Source organism: Pseudomonas koreensis (assembly GCF_036668835.1).
Lineage (GTDB): Bacteria > Pseudomonadota > Gammaproteobacteria > Pseudomonadales > Pseudomonadaceae > Aquipseudomonas > Aquipseudomonas koreensis_I.
In genome coordinates this window covers 243,615-268,153 of sequence record NZ_JAZEVW010000004.1, presented here as the reverse complement: position 1 = coordinate 268,153, position 24,539 = coordinate 243,615, and the positions used below count along the sequence as shown (strand labels likewise).

Genomic DNA, 24,539 nt, shown 5'->3' with positions numbered 1-24,539 from the left:
TGAGCATGAAGATTGGGGCTCAAGTCTCCCGGATCATCGAGGAATATCCTGTAGGGCTGGCATTCTTTGGCAGTGTGCTGTTGTCGCTGATCGCTGTGTTGGGCACGGCGACAATAGGGCGTGATGCCGCGCTGTACATCGATATTGCGCAACAGGTCACCGAACTCGGGCCCAATGTAGCTTGGGCTACGTTCGACTGGCCGTGGTTTTCGTTATTGCTCGCCGCCACGCACAGTGTTTTGCGTTTGCCGCTGGAACTGAGCGCGTATCTCTGGTGCGGTCTGTTTTTCGCCGGTACCAGCGCGTTGATGGTCGATTGCGTGCGCCAGCGCTCTGCTGATCTGGCGCGCTGGGCCTGCCTTGTCATGCTGGCGATGCCGGCGGTCAATGCCTTTCGAAACGACATCATCCGCGAATGCGGCTTCTGGTTTTTCTGCACCTTGACGCTCTGGCTTGCGTCGCGCTGGCAATCGCGCGGCGGTTGGCTGTGGGCTGCCGCCATTCATCTGGCGATTGCTGCTGCAGCGCTGTTTCGCCTTGAGGCGCTGCTGCTGGTGCCGGCTCTGGCCCTGTGGCAACTGCCTAATCTGTGGACGCCGAACCGTCGCATGCAATTCGTGCAATTCTCGATTCTGCCGATCGCAGGCCTGCTGCTGGTGGTCGTAACGGGTGTGTTGATGTCGGCGCGGGTCATGCTTTATCTGGACATGATCGAGCCTCGCGGTGTGCTGGCTTCCTTCCAGATGTTGTGTGATCAGTTCGGCAACTCGCTGATCAACAAATATTCCCGGGACGAGGCTGGCCGTATCATCTTTTTCGGCATCGTGGCGACGATGACTATCTCGTTCGTCAAGTTGATGGGGCCGTTCGCTGTGCCGTTCGTACTGCGCCGCAATTGGGGCGTGCTCGGCACGTACTGGCGCGATTACCGCCCGTTCGCCTGGGCGGCGTTGTTGTATGTGGTGGTGCTGGTGCTGTTTTTCATCAAGCAACAGTTCATGAACGCCCGCTACTTGAGCTTCCTCAACCTGTTGTTCGTGCCGGTGATGGCGATGGGGCTGGCGGCGTTCGTTCGCCAGTTTCCGCGGCTGGGCAAGGCTCTGTTGATTCTTGGCGTGCTGATGATGCTGGCGAACGTGGTGTCTACCGGGGTCGGCAAAACGCATTACGTTGCCGCCGGGCGCTGGGCGTCAAGTCACATCGAGCGCGGCGTGCCGACCTACTTCGAAGACGGCCGGATCAGTTATTACGCCGGTCGCGGTTATGTGCTGCCCAGCCTGACCCGCGAAGAAGCGATGTCGCCGACGCATGCGGCAAAATTCCGCTATTTCGTGATCGAGGCGAAGGGCGATGAGCCGTGGCTGAAGGAGTGGCTGGCGGCGCATCAGATGCACGTGCTTGAACACTTCGAGAATCGCAAGGGTGCTGCGATCGTAGTCATCGGACGCTGAGGCTTACACCAGCAACGGCCGCAGGCGCGAGATCAGTGGCGCCTGGCGGTTGCTCGGCAGCGCCTGGCGGTAGCCTTCGATAAAGCTGTCGCCGGCATCGTCGCCGAGCAACCACCGACGGTCTTCCTTGTAGCGCAGCAAGTGCGCGAAGTTGCGCAGGCGTTTGCTGTCACTCAGGGCTCGTTTTTGGCAGCGCAGATCGGCGATGTCGATCAGGCCCAGTTGGTTGTCCGGGGTCAGCACCACATTGCCGAAGTGCAGCGATCGAAAATACACGCCTTTTTCATGCAGCAGGGCGAAGTAGCTGCCCAATTGCTTTCTCAGTAAGTCGCCATCCTCAGCTGAGCCTTGTAGCTGGCGCACCGTGCTGCCTTCCAGTGGACTGTAGTAAACACCGTCGCGCTCGATGCTCGGGATGCGATAGACCGCGATGACTTGCGGGCAAAGAATGCCGCGTTGCTGAAGCGCCCGGGTGTTGTTGGCAAAGCGCTGCGCGTAGGGGAAGAACAGCGCCGAGCTGAGCAAGCGCTTGCGACGGAACAGTTTGAGCATGCGACCGTCGGCCAGCCTCAGCACTTTGTCGCCGGAACCGTCGGCCTCCAGAACCTGTGCACCTTTGCGCAGTGCCTCGTAAGTGCTGTGGTCAATCGATTGCATAGCGGGCTCCCCATCGTTAGCGGCGTATCTTAACCGACTTGGTCAAGGGCTGGCGCGCCGTCATGTTTATCGGGGAAAAAAGGCCTGTGATATCATCCGCGCCTCACTGAATTGTGCGGATCACCATGAGCAGTCCTGAACCGAAAGCCCAGTCAACGCTGGCGATCTACTTCCGCCTTTTGGCTTACGTGCGGCCCTATGCCGGTCTTTTTCTCCTCAGCATCGTCGGGTTTCTGATTTTCGCGTCGACCCAGCCGATGCTCGCCTACATCCTCAAGTACTTCGTCGACGGGCTGGCCAATCCTGAAGCCAGCCTGTTCCCGGGCAACCCCTATCTGGGCGATTTGCAATTGCTGCAAACCGTGCCGTTGATGATTGTGTTCATCGCCCTGTTGCAGGGCGTGGGTTCGTATCTGGGTAACTTCTTTCTCGCCCGGGTTTCTCTGGGGCTGGTGCATGACCTGCGGGTGGTGCTGTTCAACAAGCTGCTGGAATTGCCCAACCGCTTCTTCGACAAGAACAACTCTGGTCATTTGATTTCGCGCATCACCTTCAACGTGACCATGGTCACCGGTGCGGCAACGGACGCGATCAAAGTGGTCATCCGCGAAGGCATGACCGTGATCTTTCTGTTCTGCACGTTGTTGTGGATGAACTGGAAGCTCACCCTGGTGATGGTGGCGATCCTGCCGGTCATCGGCATCATGGTGAACAGCACCAGCAAGAAATTCCGCAAGCAGAGCAAGAAGATCCAGGTATCGATGGGCAACGTCACGCATGTGGCCTCCGAGACTATCCATGGTTATCGCGTCGTGCGCAGCTTCGGCGGCGAAACCTATGAGAAGCAACGCTTTCGCGATGCCAGCCAGAGCAATACCGACAAGCAGCTGACGATGACCAAGACAGGTGCGGTGTATACGCCGATGCTGCAATTGGTGACATACAGCGCCATGGCCGTGGTGATGTTCCTCGTGCTTTACCTTCGCGGCGACGCCTCGCCGGGCGATCTGGTGGCCTACATCACCATGGCCGGCCTGTTGCCCAAGCCGATCCGGCAGTTGTCGGAAGTCAGCTCGACGATTCAGAAAGGCGTGGCCGGTGCCGAAAGCATTTTCGAGCAGCTGGATGAGCCAGCGGAAGTGGATCAGGGCAGCGTCGAACGCGATCGCCTCGAAGGACGCCTGGAAGTACGCAACCTGAGCTTCCAGTATCCGGACACCGACAAACCGGTGCTCAACGACATCAGTTTCAGCGTCGAGCCGGGGCAGATGGTTGCGCTGGTCGGGCGTTCGGGCAGCGGCAAGTCGACGCTCGCCGGGTTGATTCCGCGCTTCTACCAGCACGAGCACGGGCAGATACTGCTCGATGGCGTCGAAGTCCAGGACTTTACCCTGCGCAGCCTGCGCCGCCAGATCGCGCTGGTGACCCAGGCTGTGACGCTGTTCAACGACACCGTGACCAACAACATCGCTTACGGCGACCTGGCTGGTGCGCCGCTGGATGAAGTCAAGCGCGCGGCTCGCGAGGCTTACGCCGACGAGTTCATCGCCAAGATGCCTCAGGGTTACGAAACCATGGTCGGCGAAAACGGCGTGCTGTTGTCCGGTGGTCAGCGTCAACGCATCGCCATCGCCCGCGCCTTGCTCAAGGATGCGCCGTTGCTGATTCTCGACGAGGCCACATCGGCCCTCGATACCGAATCGGAACGGCACATTCAGGCCGCGCTGGATCACGTTGTGCAAAACCGCACCACGCTGGTGATCGCGCACCGCTTGAGCACTATCGAAAAAGCCGACCTGATTCTTGTGATGGACGAAGGACGGATTGTCGAGCGTGGCTCCCATGTGCAATTGCTCGAGCAAAACGGCTATTACGCGCGACTGCACGCCAAGGAATTCGAAGAAGGTGACGAACCTCAGCCGACCCACGCGACTGACGTATGCTGACGGTGTTTCGCAGCTTTCGTGAGCGTGGCTGGACCGAGATCGACCGCGACAGCTATGCCCAGGCCTGGCAGCGTTTCGGCGGCAGCTTTGCGACGCATCCCGACGTGGTCGAGCGCTTGTCCAGTTTCGTGGATATCGAGTTACGTTATCTGGGCTGGCTGGTCGGTGGTGAAATCGTCGCCGCCGTGCCGTGCTGGGGCCGGCATGTGGCGTTGTCCAAGGAAGTGCTCAAGCGCGAGGGCAAGCGCGGCTTGCTCGACATGGGCAACGCGGAAATCATCCTCCCCATTGCTGCCGACGTAGTTGTGCCGGTACGCCAGCGCATGGCTTACGTGTCCCAGCTCAATGCCACGCAGATCAGCACGTTGAAACCGCAACCTGAAGGCTTGGCCCTGGCCCGATTACCGGAAGAGTATTCGAAGAAATTCCGCTATAACCAGCGCCGCGAGCAGCGTCTGCTGGAAGAAGCGGGTGGGTCGCTGGTGCCGATGTCCGACTTTAGCGCGCAGGAACAAGCCGCCGCTTACGGCGATCTGTTTCAGCGCCGCTGGGGTTTTGAAGTGCCGGGCAAAGCCGGGCTGGTTGAAGTGTTCAGCTTGTTGCGCGAGTTCATGACCGGCTCGGTGGCGATGCTCGATTCAGCGCCGGTGGCCATTCAGGTGTTGTATCGCGTCGAGGCACCGCAGTGGGTTTCGCTGGAGTACATCAACGGTGGCGTCGATCCGCAAAGCCGCGAATTCAGCCCCGGCAGCGTGCTGAGTTTCGTCAACACCCAGCAGGCGTGGGCGGATGCCCAGGCGCTGGGCAAACCGCTGCGTTATTCGTTCGGCCGTGCCGATCGTGAATACAAGGATCGCTGGTGCCACACGGTGCCGGTCTACAAGGTCTGAATCGATGAGCGCACGCAAGCAGCAACTCCTCAAGGCCCACCGGCGCAACAAGCGCCTGTTCCTGATCGGCTTTCTGCTGGCGCTGTTATTGATCGGGATTCTGATCAAATGGTGGCTGGTGCCGCTGTTGCTGGTGCTGGCCTGGATCGCTCATGAGGCATGGTTCGCCGATCATCTGTTCTATCGGCCATCTGACGACTATCAATACAACTTTCCCCCGCAGACCGCGCGGCAGGCCGTGAGCGTCGACGGCGGTGTGGTGCGCCTGAGCGAGCCGTTGGCGCCGGGCGAGACGCTGGTGCTTGAGCTGGAATTGAAGGCCACGTGGCTGGGGCGCTGGCTCGACCCGTATGTTCAGGTCGGCGATGATCGTCAGGAATTCGAGCGCGCAGTGCGCGGTCGGCGCTTTGTCAATCTGTCCGGGCAGGAAATGGCCTTGGCGCAAGGTTCGCTGACCCTGCGCGGTCGCCATTGCGTGCCAGCAAGCAAGGGTGTGCTGTGGATCATGGCCAACCCTGATTTCAGCCGGCAGCGGGTGATGGTCATCGCGCCGCATGCCGATGACGCCGAGCTGGCGGCGTTCGGCCTTTACAGCCGCTGCGATGACGTCAGTATCGTCACGTTGACCCAAGGCGAAATCGAGGCCGAAAACTACCAGCGGCTAGGGCTCGATCAAGCCGCAGCGGCGCGTCTGAAGGGGCGTTTGCGCAGTTGGGACAGTCTGGTGATTCCGCTCTGGGGTGGCGTGCCCGCCGAGCGCTGCGTGCAATTGGGGTATTACTGCCTGCAACTGCCGGCGATGGCCGCAGCGCCGACGACAGCGTTCGGCTCCCGCGAATCGCAGGAAAGCGACGTGCGCAGTGTGCGGCGGCACAATCCGTTGCGCCTGCCCGCCGATAGCGACGGCCAGCCGACCTGGGAAAATCTGCTCGGCGATCTGATCGCACTGCTTGAGCATTATCGTCCCGAAGTGCTGGTGACACCACATCCCCAACTCGATCCGCACAGCGACCATGTGGCGTCGACGCAAGCGCTGCTCGAGGCGGTCAGCCGCAGCCAGTGGAAGCCAGGCACGCTGCTGATGTACGCCAATCATCTGCACGACAACGATCGCTGGCCGATGGGCCCTGCGGGTTGCGGTATTGCGCTGCCGCCAGCCATCGAGCCATTGCCGGCCGATCGCTTGTGGAGTCCGCAGCTGTCGGCGCCGGTGCAACTGGACAAAGCCATGGCACTGGCCATGGAGCATGATCTGCAGGGCGCCGAGGTGTTCAAGCGCAGACTGCGCCGCTGGATCCAGCAGGGGCTGGCAGGCCGGCGCTGGCCTGTCACAGGCAATAACGAGTTTTTCCGCAAGGCTGTGCGGCGCCACGAATTGTTCTGGGTGCGCGACCTTTCAGAATGAGGCGGACGGCGCTTTACCCTGTGGTAATATCGCGCCCCTGTTCATTTTGTATGTGGGTTGCTCCATGAAGTTGTCCATGCCGCGTTTCGATCAAGCCCCGGTCTTGGTAGTCGGCGATGTCATGCTCGACCGCTATTGGCATGGCGGAACCTCACGGATTTCCCCTGAGGCGCCGGTGCCGGTGGTCAAGGTCGAGCAAATCGAAGACCGCCCGGGCGGTGCCGCCAACGTTGCCCTGAACATTGCCGCGCTGGGTGCGCCGGCCTCGCTGGTCGGTGTGACCGGTGATGACGAAGCCGCCGACAGCCTGAGCAACAGTCTCAAGGGTGCAGGCGTTAGAGCCTTGTTCCAGCGCATCGCGCACCAGCCAACCATCGTCAAGCTGCGGGTCATGAGCCGGCACCAGCAATTGCTGCGTATCGATTTCGAAGAGCCGTTTGCCACCGATGCTTTGGCCTTGGGCTCGCAGGTCGATGACCTGCTCGAAGGCATCAAGGTGCTGGTACTTTCCGATTACGGTAAAGGCGCGCTGAAAAACCATCAGGCGCTGATCCAGGCCGCCCGCGCGAAAAACATCCCGGTGCTGGCCGATCCGAAAGGCAAGGATTTCTCGATCTATCGTGGCGCCAGCCTGATTACTCCCAACCTTAGCGAATTCGAAGCCATCGTCGGCGGCTGCGCCGATGAGCATGAGCTGGTGAGCAAGGGCGCCGCGCTGATGCACGACCTCGACCTCGGTGCGCTGCTGGTGACCCGCGGCGAGCACGGCATGACCCTGCTGCGCCCGGAGCAACCGGCACTGCACCTGCCAGCGCGAGCCCGCGAAGTATTCGACGTCACCGGTGCCGGTGATACGGTGATTTCCACCCTGGCCGCAGCGATTGCCGCCGGTGAAGACCTGCCCCATGCGGTCGCGCTGGCCAATCTGGCCGCCGGCATCGTGGTCGGCAAGCTCGGAACGGCCGCCATCAGTGCCCCGGAACTGCGTCGCGCCATCCAGCGTGAAGAAGGTTCCGAGCGCGGTGTACTGGGTCTGGAGCAATTGCTGCTCGCCGTGGCCGATGCCCGCGCGCACAACGAGACAATCGTTTTCACCAACGGCTGCTTCGACATTCTGCATGCCGGCCATGTGACCTATCTGGAGCAGGCGCGGGCGCAGGGCGATCGTTTGATCGTCGCGGTCAACGACGACGCTTCGGTCAGCCGCCTGAAAGGGCCGGGCCGACCGATCAACAGCGTGGACCGGCGCATGGCGGTCCTTGCCGGGCTGGGTGCGGTGGACTGGGTGATCAGCTTCTCCGAAGGCACCCCGGAAAACCTGCTGCGCGAGGTCAAGCCGGACGTGTTGGTCAAGGGTGGCGATTACGGCATTGATCAGGTGGTCGGCGCTGATATCGTCAGCGCTTACGGCGGCACCGTGAAGGTGTTGGGACTGGTGGAAAACAGCTCGACGACTGCGATTGTCGAGAAGATCCGCAGTCGCTGACCAGATGAATCTTTACCGTTGTGTACTGCGTGTGAACGGATTTTGCCTTGGGGATCTCACCGTTTCCGTTGAAGTTGGCAGGTTTGAATCCGCTGCGCGTGCCTGCCAATGTCGCGTGGTCAATAATCTATGAAAGTCATGCTCCTGGTGATGGACGAACAGCGGGTCATTCTTGACCGGCTTTACGACATCGTGCAGCAGAACTGTGATGAATGTGTCATCTATCGTTTGACCAAACAGCAGCAGATGAACCTGGGACCGTTTCTGGCCTCGGTGCAATACCAGACCTTCGATCGTGTGGTGATCTTCTCCCGCGTCAAGCGCCTGGCTCCGCAGTTACGGGTGCTCAAGTGCATTCCCGGATTGATCTTTCTTGAGCACGACGCCTATCAGAACTACATGCCGGCGAGTAAATATCGCGGTGTGTATTCGCGGTTGTACCGGCGGCTGCCGAGTTGCAGGGCGCTGGTGTCCGGGGCTGTCGTCGCACGCAAGATGCTCGCCGAGGGTATCGACACGGCGTTCGTCTCCAAGGGTTACGACGAGCAGATGCTGCACAACACCGGCGTCGAGCGCGACATTCCCATCGGGTTTCTCGGCAGCCTGAAAAGCACCGAGTACGCCGAGCGCAAGGCCATGCTCGAGTCGCTTTCGCGGCGGACCGGGATGCTGGTGACCCGGACCAAATCCGGTGATGAATACCTGCAAACCCTCAACCGCATCCGCATTTTCGTCAGTGCCGACATCGGCATGAACGAGTTCATGATCAAGAACTTCGAGGCCATGGCCTGCGGCTGCGTGCTGCTGGCCTGGAGCCAGGGCGAAGAAGACCGCTTGCTCGGTTTCGAAGACATGCACAACACCGTGTTCTATCGCAGCGAAGAAGAAGCGGTGGAGAAGATCAAACTGCTGCAGGGCGATCCCGAGCTTGCCGAGCGCATTGCCCGCAATGGCCAGGCGTTTGCCGAGAGCCGCTATTCGTTTGCCCGTGTCGGGCAAGCCTTGGCGGCAGAAATCCAGCGCGAAATGCGCCCATGGCAGCCACCGTCGGCATTCACGCAGTGGTGGGTGAAAGTGCGTTACGGGATGAAGGTGCCGGTCTGAAATGAAGGATCTACCCATGGCGCTGGATGCGCTGCCCGGTGGCGATCAGGCTGTGTTCGAGGCATTGCCGGGAGAGCTGCGCGAATGCCTGGGCCGTGCGGCGCGGGTGGTGCTGATTGCCAATAACCCGGCCATCACTGCCGCGGATTTTCAGGCGCTGAACATTGGCGCCGATGACGTCGTGGTCAGCTTCAATACCTGCATCAAGGCCACGCTGCTCAACGAGCAAAGCGTCAATGTGTTCGTGCACGGTTACAACGCGCCGGACGCGTATTTTTTTGGTTTGCCTTACGGGCCACGCGTTCAGCACATGTTCGAGCGCTCGGCCGAACGCTGTTTCAGCATGCTGGTGGGCTGCGCCGCGCCGATGTGCCCGATGCCGCGCGTGGCCATGTACTGGGACCGCATCCCGCTGCCGCCGCTGTGGCATTACCCGGTGGACCGTCCGGGCGGTAAACGCTATGTCGGGCCGTCCACTGGTTTCAATACGCTGGTGCTGTTCGACTGGTTGCGCGGTGAGGCCGGTTATACCTATCAGTTGATGACCCTGGGTTTTTCCAACGAAGCCGGGAAACTCTGGGGTGGGCACGCCTGGGACTACGAGCGCGACTGGCTGCGCCAAGCGAATATCATCGCCATAGCGCTGCAACCGCGACGCTGGTGGCAAAAGCTGTTTCGACGAAAGTAAGCGACATCGTGTGTCCGGATGCCGGCAGGCCCGAACGACTATCAAAAAGGTGCTATTGAGTGTTGAAAATCGCCGTGGCTTTTTTCGGTATCCCGAGAAATTCGCCGATCTGCTTCCCCTCCATCGAACAAAACGTCCTGGCCCAGTTGCCTTCGGGTAGCGAGGTGCAATGTTTCTACCATCTGTACAAGGTCGATGAGGTACAGAACGCGCGCTCCGGTGAAAAAGGCACGCTGACGGCTGATAATTATCAGCCTTTCGAGGCGATGGCTGGCACGCTGACTTCGACCGAAGGCGTGCTGGAGCGCTGGGATTTTGAACGGGTCAAGTCGCTCGGCGACACCTGGGCCGATGACTATGCGTCGCTGCGCAATCTGATTTATCAGCTCAATTCGCTGTACACCGTGACCACGATGATCGAAGCCTTCGACCCGGACTTCGTCGTTTACGTACGCCCGGACAACTTCTTCCATACGGCGTTGCCCGGCTACGTGTTCAATCATGCCCAGGCCCGGCGGCACCACGCCTATATTCCGGACTGGCAATGGTGGGGCGGGCTGAATGATCGGTTCGCGGTATGCGGACGCGATACTTACGTCGCGTATGGCAAACGCATCGAGCGGATCTTCGACTTCTGCAAGGCCACCGGCAGAAAGCTGCACTCCGAACGCTTGCTCAAATACGCACTGCAGCAGGCCGGGGCGAAAATCTGCACGCTGCCGACACAGGCGTCACGGGTACGCATTACCGGCGCCTTCGCCGAAGAGTCGTTCTCGCCCAAGCGTGGCATGGGCAAGCGCGAGAACCGTTACTTCCATTTCTTCGCCACGCTGCGCACCTGGTTCGACCGCCGGCGTTAACTCAGGGCCTGGCCGGTTTCTTTTTGCCCAGGCCAACCAGTCGCAGTGCCTTGATGCTTAATTGCTTGAGCCCTGAACGCGGAGCTTTGGCCGGTTGCAGACCTTGTTGCACCAGCCAGTCTTTCCAGCGAATCCGCTCCTCGCGCACCACCCAGCCTTGCTGAGTGGCGAAGCTCTCGGCCAGATAAAGCCCGCGGGTACTGGCCGGAACCAGTTTGTCGCGTTTGAGCGTGAACAACTCGGCCACTGGCGCGCCGTCCTTGAGCGGCATCAGGTACAGGTCGGGGCGCTTGCGGTCGAGGCGGGCCACCAGTTGATCACCTTCCAGCCGCTCATCGACGTGGAACAGGCTCAGGGACTTGGCCTCCTTGGGCACGTCCAGGCGCAAATCGTAGATCAATTGCAGGGAAGCGGTCGGCAGATGTACATAGGCCCGCGGCCGTTCCAGCAATTGCAGACTGGCGCAACGCACCGGCCGCGCTGAACCGGACAACGGAGTCAGGCGAAAGGGCAGCGCTTCGCGATAGTGCAGGGCCGCCGAGTAGGGCGCCGGCAACCAGGTGTCATTGAAGCGCCCGCCGAGCCAGCCTTCCGGCGTTTCAAGCAGGCACTCTTCGGCAATTTCCTGAATCGCTGTGTGCAGTGGAATGTTCAATTCGTGAGCAGGTACGTAACCGGAGATCAATTTCAGCACCACGTCGCCACGATCCTGTCGGCGTTGGCGCACCAGCACCCAATAATCGCGATTCTGCCAGTGCAGGGTCAGGCGCACCGAGACGCCGAGGTTGGCCAGTTCCAGCGAGAAATGTTCGGCGTCGGCCACGCTCACCGGTTTGCGTCGCTGCAAGGTCTGCGCGAAATTCAGCGGCATGCCGACGCTCTGGTAGCTCAGGCCTTCGGCAGTGGCTTCGACGAACAGCGGCAGGGTCTTGAAGTTGCTCGGGTTCTTGCGGATGAGCGTGCGCGGCATATCGGCTCCTGCTTAAGGCCGCGAGGCGGCGTCAGTGACCACGAAGGACCTGGGCAACAGTCGCAACGTTGTGGGCGAGGTGCAGCGGATTGATCGTGCCGACAATAGCACTGGCTACGCCAGCTTGCGCGAACAGCAACTCGAAGCTGGCACGCACCGGATCCACGCCCGGACTCAGACAGACGTGACCGCTGGCCAAGGCCTTTTTCACCAGAATGGCTTTGCCGTGGGCAGCAGCATAGTCAATGACCGCCTTCTCGTTTTGTTCGTTCAGATTGTAGGTGACCATCGCACAGTCGCCTTGCTCCAGCGCTTTGAGACCGCCCTCGACGGTTTTGCCGGAAAAGCCGAAGCCGCGAATCTTGCCCTCGGCCTTGAGCGCCGCGAGCGTTGTGTAAACCTCTTCGTGCTCAAGGATCGCCAGATCGTTGCCGTCGGAATGCACCAGCACCAGGTCGATAAAATCGGTTTCCAGACGTTGCAGACTGCGTTCAACCGACATTCGCGTGTGCGCTGCGCTGAAATCGTGGCGCGACAGGCCTTCGGCAAACTCCTCGCCGACCTTGCTGACGATCACCCAGTCCTGACGCTGGCCGCGCAGCAACGGGCCGAGGCGTTCTTCGCTGCGGCCATAGGCCGGGGCGGTGTCGATCAGGTTGATGCCCAGCTCGCGGGCCTGACGCAGCAGCATGCGCGCGGCGTCGTCGTCGGGAATCTGAAAGCCGTTGGGGTATTTCACCCCTTGGTCGCGGCCGAGTTTGACCGTGCCCAGGCCCAGCGGCGAAACCGTCAGACCGGTGCTGCCCAATGGGCGATGAAGATCATGCAGGTTGGCGATGGTCATGGCAGCAGTTGCTCCCAGGCCGGAACGCCCAGCGGCGGTTTTGGCAGCGGCGGCAGCGGTTCAGTGACTTGCGGCGCAATACCATCGCGCTCCAGTGCGGCGATGACCCGATCGGCAAAGTCCGGCGCCAGCGCCAGTTTGGTTGGCCAGCCGACCAGCAAGCGGCCCTGTTCGGCAAGAAACGCATTGTCCGGCCGGGTCAGCCCGGTCTGCAGCGGTTCGGCGCGGTCGACGCGCAGGGTCGCCCATTGTGTGGTGCTGAGGTCGATCCACGGCAGCAACTGAGCGATCTCCTTTTGCGCGGTGGCGATCTGCTCGGCCGGCTCGCGATGCACGCCTTCGCTTTCGGCGATGTCGCCGCCCATGTACCAGACCCACTGACCGTCAGCGGCCGGGTGGGTGGTCACGGTGATGCGCGGTTTGGTGCCGCCGCCCAGGCAGTGGGCGTACAGCGGTTTCAGGTCCGGGCCTTTGGCGATGATCATGTGCAGCGGCCGGCGTTGCATCGCCGGTTGGCTGAGGCCGAGTGCTTCAAGCAACTGCGCGGTGCCGGCACCGGCACTGAGGACGATGCGCTGGGCGTGAATGGCGCGGCCGTCGACCGTCAGGCCGACCAGTACGCCATCCTCCAGCAGCGGCTCGATGGTCTGTCCGGCGAGCAGGCCATCGCCGGCCAGGTCGGCCAGCCGCTGGATCAGGCTTGGCACGTCGACCACCAGTTCGGCGAGACGGTAGACCTTGCCCTTGAAGCGCTTGTCTTGCAGGGCCGGCGGCAGTTCATCGCCCTTGACCTGATCGACGCGGCCACGCACGGCTTTGCTGGCGAAAAAACTCGTGAGGTTGCCGGCCAGAGTGCCCGGCGACCACAGGTAGTGGGCTTCGGACAGCAGGCGCACGCCAGTCAGGTCCAGCTCGCCATTGCCGGCCAAGGCTTCGCGCCAGCGCCGCGGCATGTCGGCGATCGCTTCCGAAGCCCCGGTCAATGCGCCGTGCAAGGCGTATTTGGCGCCGCCATGAATGATTCCCTGCGACTTCACGCTTTGCCCGCCGCCGAGGCTGGCGCTTTCCACCAGCACGGTCGAAAAACCCTGACGGCGCAGACGCGCGTTCAGCCAGAGGCCGGCGACACCAGCGCCGACAATCAGAACGTCGGTGGAAATAACGGATGGCATGCAGCGACCTCGGGGTATAGAGAAGCTGCAAGTTTCAAGCTTCAAGCTGCAAGCTGCAACCTGAAGCGTCAAATCGGTCGTGCTTGCGGCTTATCGCTGGGAGCTTGTTGCTGCCCTCAGTGGCCGGCGGTTTTTGAAAAGAGTTGAATCACCACCACGCCAAGCACGATCAGCGCCATCCCCAGCATCGCCGGGATATCCAGTTTCTGCCCGTACAGAAACAGCGCTGCGACACTGACCATCACGATGCCCATTCCCGCCCACACGGCGTAGGCCACGCCGACCGGCACGGTGCGTACCACCAGCGTCAGCATCCAGAACGCGATCGCATAGCCGACGATGACCAGGATCAGCGGCAACGGTGTGCTGAAGCCTTTAACGGCTTTCATCGATACGGTGGCGATCACTTCGGCGCAGATCGCGATAGCGAGGTAGGCGTAGGCGTTCATGGTTTCAATCCTCAAATAAAATGCTGCTCACTGAGGCGAAATTCTAAAGGTTCGCCAGATGGGGTAAAGTCATTACCTATCTGTTCAGTAGATGGGTTGGTAAGCCACATGCAATGGAACCTGGACCAGTTGCGCGTATTTGTAGAGGTCGCCGAACAGCGTTCGTTCTCTGCTGTGGCGCGTCTGCAGCGCAAGGCGCAATCAGCCATCAGCAGCGCCATCGCCATGCTCGAAGATGACTTGGGCGTAAGCCTGTTCGAGCGCAGCAGCGGGCGTCAGCCGACGCTCACCGAGGCCGGGGAAGCGTTGCTGGAAGAAGCCCGGGAAGTCTTGCGTCAGTGCGAGCGCCTCAACGGCCGCGCCATGGCGATGCTGCGCGGTCAGGAAGCGCAGTTGCGCGTGGCGCAGGACGAGGCGATGCCGTATCAGGCGCTGGTGGAAAGTTTCGGTGAACTGGCCGAGCAGTTTCCCAGCCTCGAAGTGCAGCTGACCAGCGCCGCCCAAGGTGAAGTCGCGCACAAACTGGTCGAGCGCCGTGCCGATCTCGGCCTGCTGTTCTATCACGATGAAATTCCCGAAGCGCTCGAACGTCGCGTGCTCGGCAGCGTGGAGATGGTCACCGTTTGCGGCATGCATCATCCGTTGGCTGCGCAGTCTTACGTGACGTGCCAGCAACTGGCGCAGCACCGGCAGTTGCTGATGTCGACGCAAACCAGCGTCTACCCCGGCAACGAAGCGGCCAGCCCGCAAGTGTGGCGCGCCGACAGTTTCTATGTGATGTCCGAATGGCTGGTGCGCAACCTTGGCTGGGCTTGGTTGCCACGCCATGTGGTGCAGTATTCGGCCTATCAAGGGCAGATGGTCGAACTCGCCAGCGAATGGACGCCGCCGGCACTGGTGGTGGAACTGGTCTGGCGCCGTGACGAACCGCTCGGCCCGGCCGCGCGCTGGCTGGCCGAACGATTTGCCGTGCACTTGCGCGCGATCGGCGACAAAAGCCGATAAACTCCGCCGCCATGAATAGAACTCTCTACACCGCGCTGTTTTACCTGGGGCTGCCATTGGTGGCGATTCGGCTGTGGCTGCGCGCGCGCAAGGCGCCGGCGTATGCCAAACGGATCGGCGAACGTTTCTCCTGCAACATGCCGACACTGCAGCCCGGCGGCATCTGGGTTCACGCCGTGTCGGTGGGCGAAAGCATTGCCGCCGCACCAATGATCCGCGCCTTGCTGCAGCGTTATCCGCAGTTGCCGATCACCGTGACCTGCATGACCCCGACCGGTTCGGAACGGATTCAGGCCCTGTTCGCCAACGAGCCGCGCATCCAGCATTGCTATCTGCCGTATGACTTGCCGTGTGCGGCGGCGCGCTTTCTGGATCGCGCGCAACCGAAGCTTGCGGTGATCATGGAAACCGAGTTGTGGCCCAACCATATTCACCAATGCGCCAAGCGTGGGATTGCGGTGGCGCTGGCCAATGGACGTTTATCGCAGCGCTCGGCCAAAGGCTACGGTCGCTTCAGTAAACTCACCGCGCCGATGCTTGCTGAAATGAGTCTGTTTGCCGTGCAGACCGAAGCCGAGGCTCAGCGCTTCCGCGATCTGGGCGCGCGACCGGAAACCGTCGAAGTCACCGGTTCGATCAAGTTCGACCTGATCATCGACCCGCAACTGCTGCAACGCGCCGCCGAACTGCGCGCTCAGTGGCAGGCACTCGAGCGTCCGGTCTGGATTGCCGCCAGCACTCACGAAGGCGAAGACGAAGTGGTGCTCGACGCCCATCGCCGCCTGTTGGCCAATCACCCCGACGCCTTGTTGATTCTGGTGCCGCGCCACCCGGAACGTTTCAACTCGGTGTTCGAGCTGTGCCGGCGCGAAGGTTTCGCCACGGTGCGTCGCTCGTCCGGCGCCCCTGTCGATGCGCAGACCTCGGTGCTGCTCGGCGACACCATGGGCGAATTGCTGTTTCTCTACGCCCTGGCCGACAGCGCTTTTGTCGGCGGCAGCCTGGTCGCCAACGGCGGGCACAATCTGCTCGAGCCGGCAGCGCTGGCAAAACCGGTGATCAGTGGCCCGCACCTGTTCAACTTTCTCGACATTGCCGCGCAACTGCGCGAAGCCGGGGCATTGGCCGAAGTAGACGATGCTGAAGGGCTGGCGGTCGAGGTGCAGCGCTTGTTCGAATTGCCACGTGATGCGCAGCGCATGGCGGAGGCCGGGCTGGCGGTGATGCGCCGTAATCAGGGCGCGTTACAGCGTTTGCTGGAGGGGTTGGGCAGGCTGATCAAATAAGTCGGGCATAAAAAAAGATCGTCCGGGCATGCCTCGGACGATCTTTTTTTTGTTTCAAGGCCGTGCTTTCAATTGCGCCTCGGCTGCCGACGCCAGATCCGGCGGGAGGAAATCCTTGTCCGGGTTGTAGTCGGCTTTCAGATAGCGCCGCAGGTCTTGCAGATCCCCCGGGTTCAACGTGCCCGCCGCCTGTTTCAGACGCAGATTGTCGAGGATGTAGTCGTAGCGGGTGTTGTTGTAGTTGCGCACCGAGGTGTACAGCTGACGCTGCGCGTCGAGCACGTCGACGATATTGCGCGTGCCGACCTGATAACCGATTTCCGTGGCTTCCACCGCGCTCTGGTTGGAGATGATCGACTGGCGGCGCGCCTGCACCTGCTCGACGTCGGTGTTTACCGCGCGGTGCAGGTTGCGCGTATTTTCCACCACCTGACGGCGCAGCGATTCGCGCTGTTGCTCACTCTGATCGAGTTGCGCGTAGGACTGGCGCACTTGCGAACTGGTCAGCCCGCCGCTGTAGATCGGGATGTTCAGTTGCAGGCCCAGCGTGCTCTGTTCGACGTTGCCGCCATATGGCGCGCCAAACGAATTCGGATTGGCGAAGCCCAACGCGTCGTTGTCGCCTTTTTCGTATTTGGCCACCGCATCGAGGGTCGGCAAGTGCCCGGCCTTGCGCTGCTTGAGCGTTTGCTCGGCCGAGCTGACGGCGTAATTGCTGGCGAGCAGATTGAGATTTTGCCGCGCCGCGGTGTCGACCCAGGATTTCGCATCGTTCGGCGCTGGCGGCAGAATCGGCAGGCTGTGGACGATGCCCTGAATCGAGTTGTACTGGCGGTTGGTCAGGGTGATCAACGCTTCGAACGCATCATCGACCTGGCGCTGCGCGACGATGCGGTTGGCCCGTGCGGTGTCGTAACTGGCTTGCGATTGCAGCACGTCGGTCTTGTCCGAAAGGCCGACATCGAAGCGCTCGTTGGACTGGTCGAGCTGACGCTTGAAGGCGGCTTCTTCGGCCTTGGTCGAGGCGAGGTTGTCCTGGCTGCGCAGCACATTGAAATAGCTTTCAGCGGTTTGCAGGATCAGGTTCTGTTCGGTCGCCGACAGTTGCAGGGCGGCCTGTTCGTTGACGTCCTTGGCGGCCTGGTACTGGAACCAGCGATCGGCGCGGAACAACGGTTGGGCGAGGGTCGCCTGATACGAATGAGCGCTGCGATTGGCAATCGCCGAAGGCTGGTCGATCGAGGTGCGCACGTCGGCGACTTCGGCGCCACCGGACAGATTCGGCAACAAGCCGGCGCGGGCCTGTGGCACCACTTCTTTCTGCGCGCCGTACTGGGCGCGGGCGGCGGCCAGATCGGCATTGTTGTCGACCGCTTCCTGATAGACGCTGACCAGATCGGTTTTGGTCGACAAGGGCGCTTCGGCCGCCCAGGCCATTGCGGTGGACGCACAAGACACGGCAACAGCCAGTGAAAGTTTGCGCAGCATGAGGCGATCCCTAGCATTAATATTATGGAAATAATCCGGGCGCCAAAGGTAAGGCGCAGCCCGCACAGCGTCAAGGCTGGGCAAGGCACAGCGAGTGTAGTTGCGCATTGCTTCGGCAACAATCGGGTACACCGGTGTATTTACGCCATTCATCACGGCGTTCGCTGCGGTGTTGGCGTTCCTCGGCGGTTGTGTCTAGACTGGCCGGGTTCTTGTCGGGGTGCCTTGCTATGAGGCTGAGATCGAATAATTTCGGATCCCGTTGAACCTGATCAGGTTAGCGCCTGCGTAGGGAACAAGATTTCTCGTCACCCGGCGAGTCCTCTTGTGCTTCGTCCGGGAAATTGTTCGACAATCGAACGTCCTCATGACGAATGCACAGCACCGGTTCTGGTGCGTCCGTGCCTCTCAGGTTCTCCTCCGACAATCCACTGCTGGATGCTGTCTGGAGAGCCCGTGATGACGACAAAAGAAAAAAACGCGATCAACCTCAGTGACTCGGCCAAGGTCGACGAGCAATCGGTCAAGCCGTTCACCCGTTCGCAAAAAGTCTACGTTCAGGGCTCGCGCCCGGACATCCGTGTGCCGATGCGCGAAATCAGCCTCGACGTGACCCCGACCGACTTCGGCGGCGAAATCAACGCGCCGGTCACCGTCTACGACACCTCCGGTCCGTACACCGATCCGAACGTAGTGATCGATGTGCGCAAAGGTCTGGGCGATGTGCGTTCGGCGTGGATCGATGACCGTGGCGACACCGAGCGTCTGCCGGGCCTGAGTTCGAATTTCGGTCAGCAGCGTCTGGCCGATGCCGAGCTGACCAAGCTGCGTTTCGCTCACGTCAACAACCCGCGCCGGGCCAAGGCCGGGGCCAACGTCAGCCAGATGCACTACGCGCGCAAAGGCATCATCACGGCCGAGATGGAATACGTCGCCATCCGCGAAAACATGAAGCTGCAAGAGGCCCGCGCGGCCGGCCTGCTCAAGCAGCAACACGCCGGCCACAGCTTCGGCGCGAGCATCCCGAAAGAAATCACCCCGGAGTTCGTCCGCGAAGAAATCGCCCGCGGCCGCGCAATCATTCCGGCCAACATCAACCACGTCGAACTGGAACCGATGATCATCGGGCGTAACTTCCTGGTGAAGATCAACGGCAATATCGGCAACAGCGCGCTGGGTTCTTCGATCGAAGAAGAAGTGGCGAAACTGACCTGGGGCATTCGCTGGGGTTCGGACACGGTGATGGACTTGTCCACTGGCAAGCACATTCACGAAACCCGCGAGTGGATCATCCGTAACTCGCCGGTGCCGATCGGTACCGTGCCGATCTATCAGGCGCTGGAGAAGGTCAACGGCGTTGCCGAAGACCTGACCTGGGAACTGTTCCGCGACACGCTGATCGAGCAGGCCGAGCAGGGCGTCGACTACTTCACCATCCACGCCGGCGTGCTGCTGCGTTATGTGCCGCTGACCGCCAAACGCGTGACCGGCATCGTTTCCCGTGGCGGTTCGATCATGGCCAAGTGGTGCCTGGCGCACCACAAAGAGAACTTCCTCTACACCCATTTCGACGAAATCTGCGAAATCATGAAGGCCTACGACGTCAGCTTCTCGCTGGGCGATGGCCTGCGTCCGGGCTCGATTGCCGACGCCAACGACGAAGCGCAATTCGGCGAACTGGAAACCCTCGGCGAGCTGACCAAGATCGCCTGGAAGCATGACGTGCAATGCATGATCGAAGGCCCGGGCCACGTGCCGATGCAGTTGATCAAAGAGAACATGGACAAGCAGCTGGAATGCTGCGACGAGGCGCCGTTCTACACCCTCGGCCCGCTGACCACCGACATCGCGCCGGGTTACGACCACATCACCTCCGGTATCGGTGCGGCGATGATCGGCTGGTTCGGTTGCGCGATGCTGTGCTACGTGACGCCGAAGGAACACTTGGGTCTGCCGAACAAGGATGACGTGAAGACCGGGATCATCACTTACAAGATCGCGGCGCATGCGGCGGACTTGGCCAAAGGGCATCCGGGCGCACAGATTCGTGACAACGCCTTGAGCAAGGCGCGCTTCGAATTCCGTTGGGAAGACCAGTTCAACCTCGGCCTGGACCCGGACACCGCGCGGTCTTACCACGATGAAACCCTGCCGAAAGACTCGGCGAAAGTCGCGCATTTCTGCTCGATGTGCGGGCCGAAGTTCTGCTCGATGAAAATCACCCAGGAAGTCCGCGAATACGCGGCCAACCAGCGCATCGACGCGGTCGACGTGGACGTCGCCAAAGGCCTGGCGGAACAGGCCGAGCGGTTCAGGCAGGAAGGCAGTCAGCTTTATAAAAAAGTCTAGCCACAAGCGGCAAGCTGCAAGATAAAAGCAGTTGCGAAACCTGCTTTTTCTTGCAGCTTGTGGCTTGCAACTTGTAGCTATCACTACTGTGAGATCAGCACCCTTGAGCATTCAACCCGGCACTTATTCCCCCGACCTCGCCGTACCTGCGGACAAACGTGTATTCGGTGGTCGCGATCTGTTTTCCCTGTGGTTCTCCCTCGGCATCGGCCTGATGGTCTTGCAGACCGGCGCCTTGCTCGCGCCTGGCCTGGGCCTGTCCGGCTCGCTGCTGGCGATCTTCCTCGGCACGCTGGTCGGTGTGTTGCTGCTGGCCGCCGTCGGCGTGATCGGCAGCGACACTGGCCTGTCGTCGATGGCGGCGCTGAAACTCAGCCTCGGCAATAAAGGCGCGAGCCTGCCGGCGCTGCTCAATCTGCTGCAATTAATCGGTTGGGGCTCGTTCGAAATCATCGTCATGCGCGACGCTGCCAGCCTGCTCGGCACCCGTGCGTTCAGCGAAGGTTCACTGTGGGCCAATCCGATCCTGTGGACTTTGTTCTTCGGTGCGCTGGCGACCTTGCTGGCAGTGAGTGGACCGCTGACGTTCGTGCGGCAGATCCTGCGCAAGTGGGGCATCTGGCTGTTGCTCGCGGCCTGCCTCTGGCTGACCTGGAATCTGTTCGCCAAAGCCGATCTGGCCGCACTCTGGGCGCGCGCCGGGGATGGTTCGATGCGCTTCGCCGTGGGCTTCGACATTGCCATCGCCATGCCGTTGTCGTGGTTGCCATTGATTGCCGACTACTCGCGTTTCGGCAAGCGTGCGAAGAACGTTTTCGGCGGCACCGCTGTGGGTTTCTTCATCGGCAATTTCTGGCTGATGAGCCTCGGCGTCGCCTACACCCTGGCTTTCGCGCCGAGCGGTGAAGTCAACGCGCTGTTGCTGGCACTGGCTGGCGCCGGGCTGGGCATTCCGTTGCTGCTGATTCTGCTCGACGAGTCGGAAAACGCCTTCGCCGACATTCATTCGGCAGCGGTATCGAGCGGGGTTCTGTTGCGTCTGAAAGTCGAGCATCTGGCCTTGGCCATCGGCGTGATCTGCACGCTGATCGCCATGCTGGCACCGTTGGCGCAGTACCAGAATTTCCTCTTGCTGATCGGCTCGGTGTTTGCGCCGCTGTTCGGCGTGGTGCTGGTCGATCACTTCATCCTGCGCAAGCGCAGCGCCCAAGTAGCATCAGCGGCGTTGCGCTGGCCGGCGTTGCTGGCGTGGCTGGGTGGCGTGAGCACTTACCACTTGCTGGCGAATCTGTATCCGGATGTCGGCGCAACCCTGCCGGCGCTGGTGCTGGCAGGGCTATTGCAGCTGGTGCTGGGCCGGGCTTTCAGTTACGGCCGGGAAACAGCTCAGGCTTGAGAATGCCGTTCAGGCGCGGATAAGGAATCTTCAGTTCGACGTGGCCCAGCGCGTAAGGCGCAATGGTGGTCACGTCGTACTTGAGGATCACGCCGCCGTAGGTCAGCGCCACGTTCGGCGTTTTCACGAACGGCCAGTTCGCCAAGAATTCCGGCTCCTGATCGAGCTTGGTGCTGATCAGCCAGCTGTTGTGTGCAACCTGCGCGGCTTTCCAGAAGGCTTCTTCCTGGCCCGGCAACAACATGTCGGACAGGTTCAGCACCTTGTGCTGCTGGCGCGAATAGTTGATGAAGCCGCGACCCGGCGTGCCATGGGCACCGCCGGTGTCGAGGTAGCTCGACAGCTCGATGATCACCAAGCCGTCATGCTGCTCGCGTACTTTCGCTTGCAGGTAGCTGCTGTAGCGCGGGCCGGCGCTGGCCAGAAACTGTTCGCGATAAGCCGCCAGTGTCGGCGCGACCGGGGCGTTTTTCTCAGTGCGGGTCATCTGCAGCAGGCGTTTTTCGATGATGCCGTCCAGTGCCGGTTCGTCCGGGAATTGCAACGTATCGATGTTCACCAGCGGGCATTCAGGGTTGGCGCAGCCGGGTTTGAGCTGTTCCGAGGCATCGCGTTTGGTTTCCAGCGGCGTACGGTAGTTGGGCTGGAACAGGCTGGCACAGGCGCCCAAAGTCAGGGCGATTGCGGCCACAGAGGCAATTTTGAAAAGCGACATGGGCGTCCTTTCGAAAGCAGGGGAAGGCAAAAAAGTTACCGCTTCGACTCTCAACGAAGCAGTCAGTTCGCCACTAAGCTAATTAGAGTGGGTTTCGCCGTCACCGTCCATCCCGCTGACGGTAAAGGGGCTGCATCAAACGGTGCGGGCGCGTTAGGATGGCGCGAAGTCGAGGTTGCCCGATCACTCAATGCAACCTCGTCATGGATTTGCAGTAAAGAGAGGATGCTCATGACCGATTTTGCCAACGCCATTCCGACCGCCGTCGATATCGTGCGCCGCGAAAAATGCTACGAGGGCTTCTACAAGCTTGATCGTGTGCACCTGCGCCATGAACTGTTCGCCGGTGGCATGAGCCGCGAGATCAACCGGGAGATTTTTGTCCGTCACGACGCCGTGTGCGTGCTGCCCTACGATCCGCAGCGCGACGAAGTGGTGCTGATCGAACAGTTTCGCGTCGGCGCCATGGGCAAGGCCGACAATCCGTGGCTGGTCGAACTGGTTGCCGGTCTGATCGACAAGGATGAACAACCGGAAGAAGTTGCTCACCGCGAAGCGCAGGAGGAAGCTGGGCTGGACATCAAGGCGCTGTGGCCGATGACCAAGTATTTCCCTTCGCCGGGTGGCAGCAACGAATTCGTGCACTTGTATCTGGGGCGTTGCAGCACCGAGGGTGTGGGTGGCCTGCATGGCCTGGAAGAAGAGGCAGAAGATATCCGCGTTACGGTCTGGGCTTTTGAAGATGCCTTGCAGGCCGTCCGTGACGGACGCATTGCCAATGCGGCGAGCATCATCGCCTTGCAGTGGCTGGCGCTGAACCGCGCCGAAGTGAGGGGGTTATGGTTGTAAACAAGCTGCGCGATCGTTATCGAGTCGACCTCGTGGGGCTGCAAGCCGCCTGCGAGGCCAACTACGCGCGCCTGATGCGCTTGCTGCCGGACATGCGCAGCGAGCCCGAGGCGCGGCGCATCGCCGTGACCCAGGGCGAGCAGATGCTCGGCGTGCTCGCCCTCGAAGTGCTGCAGACCTGCCCGTACACCACGACGTTGCAGGTGCGTCAGGAACACAGCCTGCCCTGGCTGCCGGTGCCGCAACTCGAAGTGCAGGTCTATCACGACGCACGCATGGCCGAAGTGGTCAGTGCCGAACATGCACGACGCTTTCGCGGCATCTATCCTTACCCGAACGCTTCGATGTACCAGCCGGATGAAAAGGCTCAGCTCAATCTGTTCCTGGGGGAATGGCTGAGTCACTGCCTGGCGTTGGGGCATGAGTACGAAGTCGTACGCTAGTTGTGAACTGCGTCCGGTTCGCCGGTTTCCTCTTTGCCTGAACCCCCAGCATAATTGCGGCACCTACCGAATCCGTGCTTTGCCTTGGGAGAACGCCTTTGCCGAGCGTATCCACGTTGACCACCGCCGATCCGGCGCTGCTGGTGCAGTTGTCCGACAGCCATCTGTTCGCTGAAGCGGACGGTGCGCTGCTGGGCATGAAAACCCGCGAGAGCCTGCAAAAAGTCATCGACCTGGTGCTGGAGCAGCAGCCGCAGATCGATCTGCTGCTGGCCACCGGCGATATTTCCCAGGACGGCACGCTGGAGTCCTATCAGGCATTCCGGCAGATGAGCGCGCAGATCGATGCACCAGCGCGGTGGATTCCAGGCAACCACGATGAACCGATGATCATGGCCGAGGCCGCGGTACAGAGCACCTTGCTCGAACCGGTGGTCGATATCGGCAACTGGCGAGTGACGCTGCTCGATTCAGCCGTGCCGGGCTCGGTGCCTGGGTTTCTGCAGGACGATCAGCTGCAATTGCTGGCCCGCTCGCTGAGCGAAGCGCCGGAGCGCCATCATCTGGTGTGTTTCCACCATCATCCGGTGTCGATCGGCTGCGCGTGGATGGAGCCGATCGGTTTGCGCAATCCCGAGGCGTTTTTCGACGTACTGGATCGCTTTCCGCAGGTGCGCGCGGTGTTGTGGGGGCATGTGCATCAGGAAATCGATCGCGAGCGCAATGGCGTGCGCCTGATGGCCTCGCCTTCGACCTGCATCCAGTTCGAGCCGGGCAGTGTGGATTTCAAGGTCGGTGAGCAGGCGCCGGGGTATCGCTGGTTGCGGCTCTGGCCGGATGGGCGGTTGGAGACGGGTGTCGAGCGGGTCAGCGGTTTTGCTTTCACCGTTGATTACGGTTCCAACGGCTACTGAGGCTCGCTGGCCTCTTCGCGAGCAGGTCGAATCGTCGCACCGTCGCTCCCACCTTGAAATGTGTTTCTCCTGTGGGAGCGAGCCAGCTCGCGAAGGCGTCCTCACAAACACCCACGATTGCCCTGACTCCCTGTAAACTCCGCTGTCTTTCGCCGACAGTCAGGGAACTCAA

At 61.1% G+C, this 24,539-nt stretch carries 22 protein-coding genes and 1 riboswitch; of the genes, 15 read left to right on the top strand and 7 right to left on the bottom strand.

The annotated features are described in order from the left end of the window. Positions 1-5 precede the first annotated feature (5 nt). Positions 6-1,451 (top strand): hypothetical protein, encoded by a 1,446-nt coding sequence (locus V6F91_RS13950; RefSeq protein WP_332765323.1) that lies wholly within the window; start codon positions 6-8, stop codon positions 1,449-1,451. Positions 1,452-1,454: 3 nt separating this feature from the next. Here the strand turns inward: V6F91_RS13950 and V6F91_RS13945 are convergent, their stop codons facing one another. Then, entirely contained in the window at positions 1,455-2,108 is a 654-nt protein-coding gene (locus tag V6F91_RS13945; RefSeq protein ID WP_332765321.1) for a toluene tolerance protein, read from the bottom strand. A 125-nt stretch (positions 2,109-2,233) separates the two neighbouring features. Here V6F91_RS13945 and msbA point away from each other — a divergent pair, with 125 nt between their 5' ends. The 7 genes from msbA (at position 2,234) to V6F91_RS13910 (ending at position 10,487) form a co-directional block, all read left to right on the top strand. Continuing rightward, entirely contained in the window at positions 2,234-4,054 is a 1,821-nt protein-coding gene (gene msbA / locus V6F91_RS13940) for a lipid A export permease/ATP-binding protein MsbA (RefSeq protein WP_203420467.1), read from the top strand. Beyond that, a complete protein-coding gene (locus V6F91_RS13935; protein ID WP_332765319.1) occupies positions 4,048-4,944 on the top strand; it encodes a GNAT family N-acetyltransferase in 897 nt (298 codons plus the stop codon). The genes msbA and V6F91_RS13935 overlap by 7 nt, the downstream gene beginning before the upstream one ends. Positions 4,945-4,948: 4 nt before the next feature. After that, the gene (locus tag V6F91_RS13930; RefSeq protein WP_332765317.1) at positions 4,949-6,349 is read left to right on the top strand and encodes a PIG-L deacetylase family protein; all 1,401 of its coding nucleotides are present in this window, start codon (positions 4,949-4,951) and stop codon (positions 6,347-6,349) included. A gap of 64 nt (positions 6,350-6,413) precedes the next feature. Further along, positions 6,414-7,835 carry a bifunctional D-glycero-beta-D-manno-heptose-7-phosphate kinase/D-glycero-beta-D-manno-heptose 1-phosphate adenylyltransferase HldE gene (gene hldE / locus V6F91_RS13925; protein WP_332765316.1) on the top strand — a complete coding sequence of 474 codons (1,422 nt, stop codon included), beginning with the start codon at positions 6,414-6,416 and terminating at the stop codon, positions 7,833-7,835. Positions 7,836-7,964: 129 nt separating this feature from the next. Continuing rightward, complete coding sequence (locus V6F91_RS13920; RefSeq protein WP_332765315.1) at positions 7,965-8,939, top strand: glycosyltransferase; 975 nt, start codon at positions 7,965-7,967, stop codon at positions 8,937-8,939. A 1-nt stretch (position 8,940) separates the two neighbouring features. Beyond that, a complete protein-coding gene (locus V6F91_RS13915) occupies positions 8,941-9,627 on the top strand; it encodes a hypothetical protein (protein WP_332765313.1) in 687 nt (228 codons plus the stop codon). Positions 9,628-9,686: 59 nt separating this feature from the next. Continuing rightward, entirely contained in the window at positions 9,687-10,487 is an 801-nt protein-coding gene (locus tag V6F91_RS13910; RefSeq protein WP_332765311.1) for a hypothetical protein, read from the top strand. Position 10,488: 1 nt separating this feature from the next. On the opposite strand, the gene V6F91_RS13905 is transcribed toward V6F91_RS13910, so the two are convergent. The 4 genes from V6F91_RS13905 to V6F91_RS13890 form a co-directional block, all read right to left on the bottom strand. After that, the gene (locus tag V6F91_RS13905) at positions 10,489-11,457 is read right to left on the bottom strand and encodes a metal ABC transporter ATPase (RefSeq protein WP_332765309.1); all 969 of its coding nucleotides are present in this window, start codon (positions 11,455-11,457) and stop codon (positions 10,489-10,491) included. Between the two features lie 31 nt (positions 11,458-11,488). Continuing rightward, complete coding sequence (locus tag V6F91_RS13900; RefSeq protein WP_332765307.1) at positions 11,489-12,301, bottom strand: aldo/keto reductase; 813 nt, start codon at positions 12,299-12,301, stop codon at positions 11,489-11,491. Then, the gene (locus V6F91_RS13895) at positions 12,298-13,473 is read right to left on the bottom strand and encodes an NAD(P)/FAD-dependent oxidoreductase (protein WP_332765305.1); all 1,176 of its coding nucleotides are present in this window, start codon (positions 13,471-13,473) and stop codon (positions 12,298-12,300) included. The genes V6F91_RS13900 and V6F91_RS13895 overlap by 4 nt, the downstream gene beginning before the upstream one ends. Before the next feature lie 116 nt (positions 13,474-13,589). Next, entirely contained in the window at positions 13,590-13,922 is a 333-nt protein-coding gene (locus tag V6F91_RS13890; protein WP_093105494.1) for a DMT family transporter, read from the bottom strand. Between the two features lie 108 nt (positions 13,923-14,030). Here V6F91_RS13890 and V6F91_RS13885 point away from each other — a divergent pair, with 108 nt between their 5' ends. Both V6F91_RS13885 and waaA read left to right on the top strand, forming a co-directional pair. Further along, complete coding sequence (locus tag V6F91_RS13885) at positions 14,031-14,927, top strand: LysR family transcriptional regulator (protein WP_332765301.1); 897 nt, start codon at positions 14,031-14,033, stop codon at positions 14,925-14,927. Positions 14,928-14,938: 11 nt separating this feature from the next. Beyond that, positions 14,939-16,213 (top strand): lipid IV(A) 3-deoxy-D-manno-octulosonic acid transferase, encoded by a 1,275-nt coding sequence (waaA, locus tag V6F91_RS13880; RefSeq protein ID WP_332765299.1) that lies wholly within the window; start codon positions 14,939-14,941, stop codon positions 16,211-16,213. A gap of 54 nt (positions 16,214-16,267) precedes the next feature. On the opposite strand, the gene V6F91_RS13875 is transcribed toward waaA, so the two are convergent. Continuing rightward, complete coding sequence (locus V6F91_RS13875; protein WP_332765297.1) at positions 16,268-17,701, bottom strand: TolC family outer membrane protein; 1,434 nt, start codon at positions 17,699-17,701, stop codon at positions 16,268-16,270. Between the two features lie 206 nt (positions 17,702-17,907). Further along, positions 17,908-18,013, top strand: a riboswitch (TPP riboswitch). 147 nt (positions 18,014-18,160) lie between these two features. On the opposite strand from V6F91_RS13875, the gene thiC reads away from it, so the two are divergent. Next, a complete protein-coding gene (thiC, locus tag V6F91_RS13870) occupies positions 18,161-20,050 on the top strand; it encodes a phosphomethylpyrimidine synthase ThiC (RefSeq protein ID WP_332765295.1) in 1,890 nt (629 codons plus the stop codon). 103 nt (positions 20,051-20,153) lie between these two features. Beyond that, positions 20,154-21,446 (top strand): putative hydroxymethylpyrimidine transporter CytX, encoded by a 1,293-nt coding sequence (gene cytX / locus V6F91_RS13865; RefSeq protein WP_332765293.1) that lies wholly within the window; start codon positions 20,154-20,156, stop codon positions 21,444-21,446. On the opposite strand, the gene V6F91_RS13860 is transcribed toward cytX, so the two are convergent. Next, complete coding sequence (locus V6F91_RS13860) at positions 21,415-22,161, bottom strand: RsiV family protein (RefSeq protein ID WP_332765291.1); 747 nt, start codon at positions 22,159-22,161, stop codon at positions 21,415-21,417. The genes cytX and V6F91_RS13860 overlap by 32 nt on opposite strands. Positions 22,162-22,392: 231 nt before the next feature. Here V6F91_RS13860 and V6F91_RS13855 point away from each other — a divergent pair, with 231 nt between their 5' ends. The 3 genes from V6F91_RS13855 to cpdA all read left to right on the top strand — a co-directional run bounded on the left by V6F91_RS13855 (position 22,393) and on the right by cpdA (position 24,367). Next, complete coding sequence (locus tag V6F91_RS13855) at positions 22,393-23,010, top strand: NUDIX domain-containing protein (RefSeq protein ID WP_093105471.1); 618 nt, start codon at positions 22,393-22,395, stop codon at positions 23,008-23,010. After that, complete coding sequence (locus V6F91_RS13850) at positions 23,001-23,453, top strand: DUF1249 domain-containing protein (RefSeq protein ID WP_090280686.1); 453 nt, start codon at positions 23,001-23,003, stop codon at positions 23,451-23,453. Before V6F91_RS13855 ends, V6F91_RS13850 begins: the two co-directional genes overlap by 10 nt. 98 nt (positions 23,454-23,551) lie before the next feature. Further along, positions 23,552-24,367, top strand: coding sequence for a 3',5'-cyclic-AMP phosphodiesterase (gene cpdA / locus V6F91_RS13845; protein ID WP_332765287.1), 816 nt, complete (start codon positions 23,552-23,554; stop codon positions 24,365-24,367). The last annotated feature ends 172 nt before the right edge of the window (positions 24,368-24,539 follow it).

Coding starts and splice junctions, on each gene's coding strand:
- hldE (WP_332765316.1), top strand. CDS start 6,414: ATGAAGTTGTCCATGCCGCGTTTCGATCAAGCCCCGGTCTTGGTAGTC.
- V6F91_RS13905 (WP_332765309.1), bottom strand. CDS start 11,457: ATGCCGCGCACGCTCATCCGCAAGAACCCGAGCAACTTCAAGACCCTG.
- V6F91_RS13920 (WP_332765315.1), top strand. CDS start 7,965: ATGAAAGTCATGCTCCTGGTGATGGACGAACAGCGGGTCATTCTTGAC.
- thiC (WP_332765295.1), top strand. CDS start 18,161: ATGACGACAAAAGAAAAAAACGCGATCAACCTCAGTGACTCGGCCAAG.
- V6F91_RS13895 (WP_332765305.1), bottom strand. CDS start 13,473: ATGCCATCCGTTATTTCCACCGACGTTCTGATTGTCGGCGCTGGTGTC.
- V6F91_RS13855 (WP_093105471.1), top strand. CDS start 22,393: ATGACCGATTTTGCCAACGCCATTCCGACCGCCGTCGATATCGTGCGC.
- V6F91_RS13945 (WP_332765321.1), bottom strand. CDS start 2,108: ATGCAATCGATTGACCACAGCACTTACGAGGCACTGCGCAAAGGTGCA.
- msbA (WP_203420467.1), top strand. CDS start 2,234: ATGAGCAGTCCTGAACCGAAAGCCCAGTCAACGCTGGCGATCTACTTC.
- V6F91_RS13935 (WP_332765319.1), top strand. CDS start 4,048: ATGCTGACGGTGTTTCGCAGCTTTCGTGAGCGTGGCTGGACCGAGATC.
- V6F91_RS13885 (WP_332765301.1), top strand. CDS start 14,031: ATGCAATGGAACCTGGACCAGTTGCGCGTATTTGTAGAGGTCGCCGAA.
- V6F91_RS13860 (WP_332765291.1), bottom strand. CDS start 22,161: ATGTCGCTTTTCAAAATTGCCTCTGTGGCCGCAATCGCCCTGACTTTG.
- V6F91_RS13875 (WP_332765297.1), bottom strand. CDS start 17,701: ATGCTGCGCAAACTTTCACTGGCTGTTGCCGTGTCTTGTGCGTCCACC.
- V6F91_RS13900 (WP_332765307.1), bottom strand. CDS start 12,301: ATGACCATCGCCAACCTGCATGATCTTCATCGCCCATTGGGCAGCACC.
- V6F91_RS13930 (WP_332765317.1), top strand. CDS start 4,949: ATGAGCGCACGCAAGCAGCAACTCCTCAAGGCCCACCGGCGCAACAAG.
- V6F91_RS13950 (WP_332765323.1), top strand. CDS start 6: ATGAAGATTGGGGCTCAAGTCTCCCGGATCATCGAGGAATATCCTGTA.
- waaA (WP_332765299.1), top strand. CDS start 14,939: ATGAATAGAACTCTCTACACCGCGCTGTTTTACCTGGGGCTGCCATTG.
- V6F91_RS13850 (WP_090280686.1), top strand. CDS start 23,001: ATGGTTGTAAACAAGCTGCGCGATCGTTATCGAGTCGACCTCGTGGGG.
- V6F91_RS13890 (WP_093105494.1), bottom strand. CDS start 13,922: ATGAACGCCTACGCCTACCTCGCTATCGCGATCTGCGCCGAAGTGATC.
- V6F91_RS13915 (WP_332765313.1), top strand. CDS start 8,941: ATGAAGGATCTACCCATGGCGCTGGATGCGCTGCCCGGTGGCGATCAG.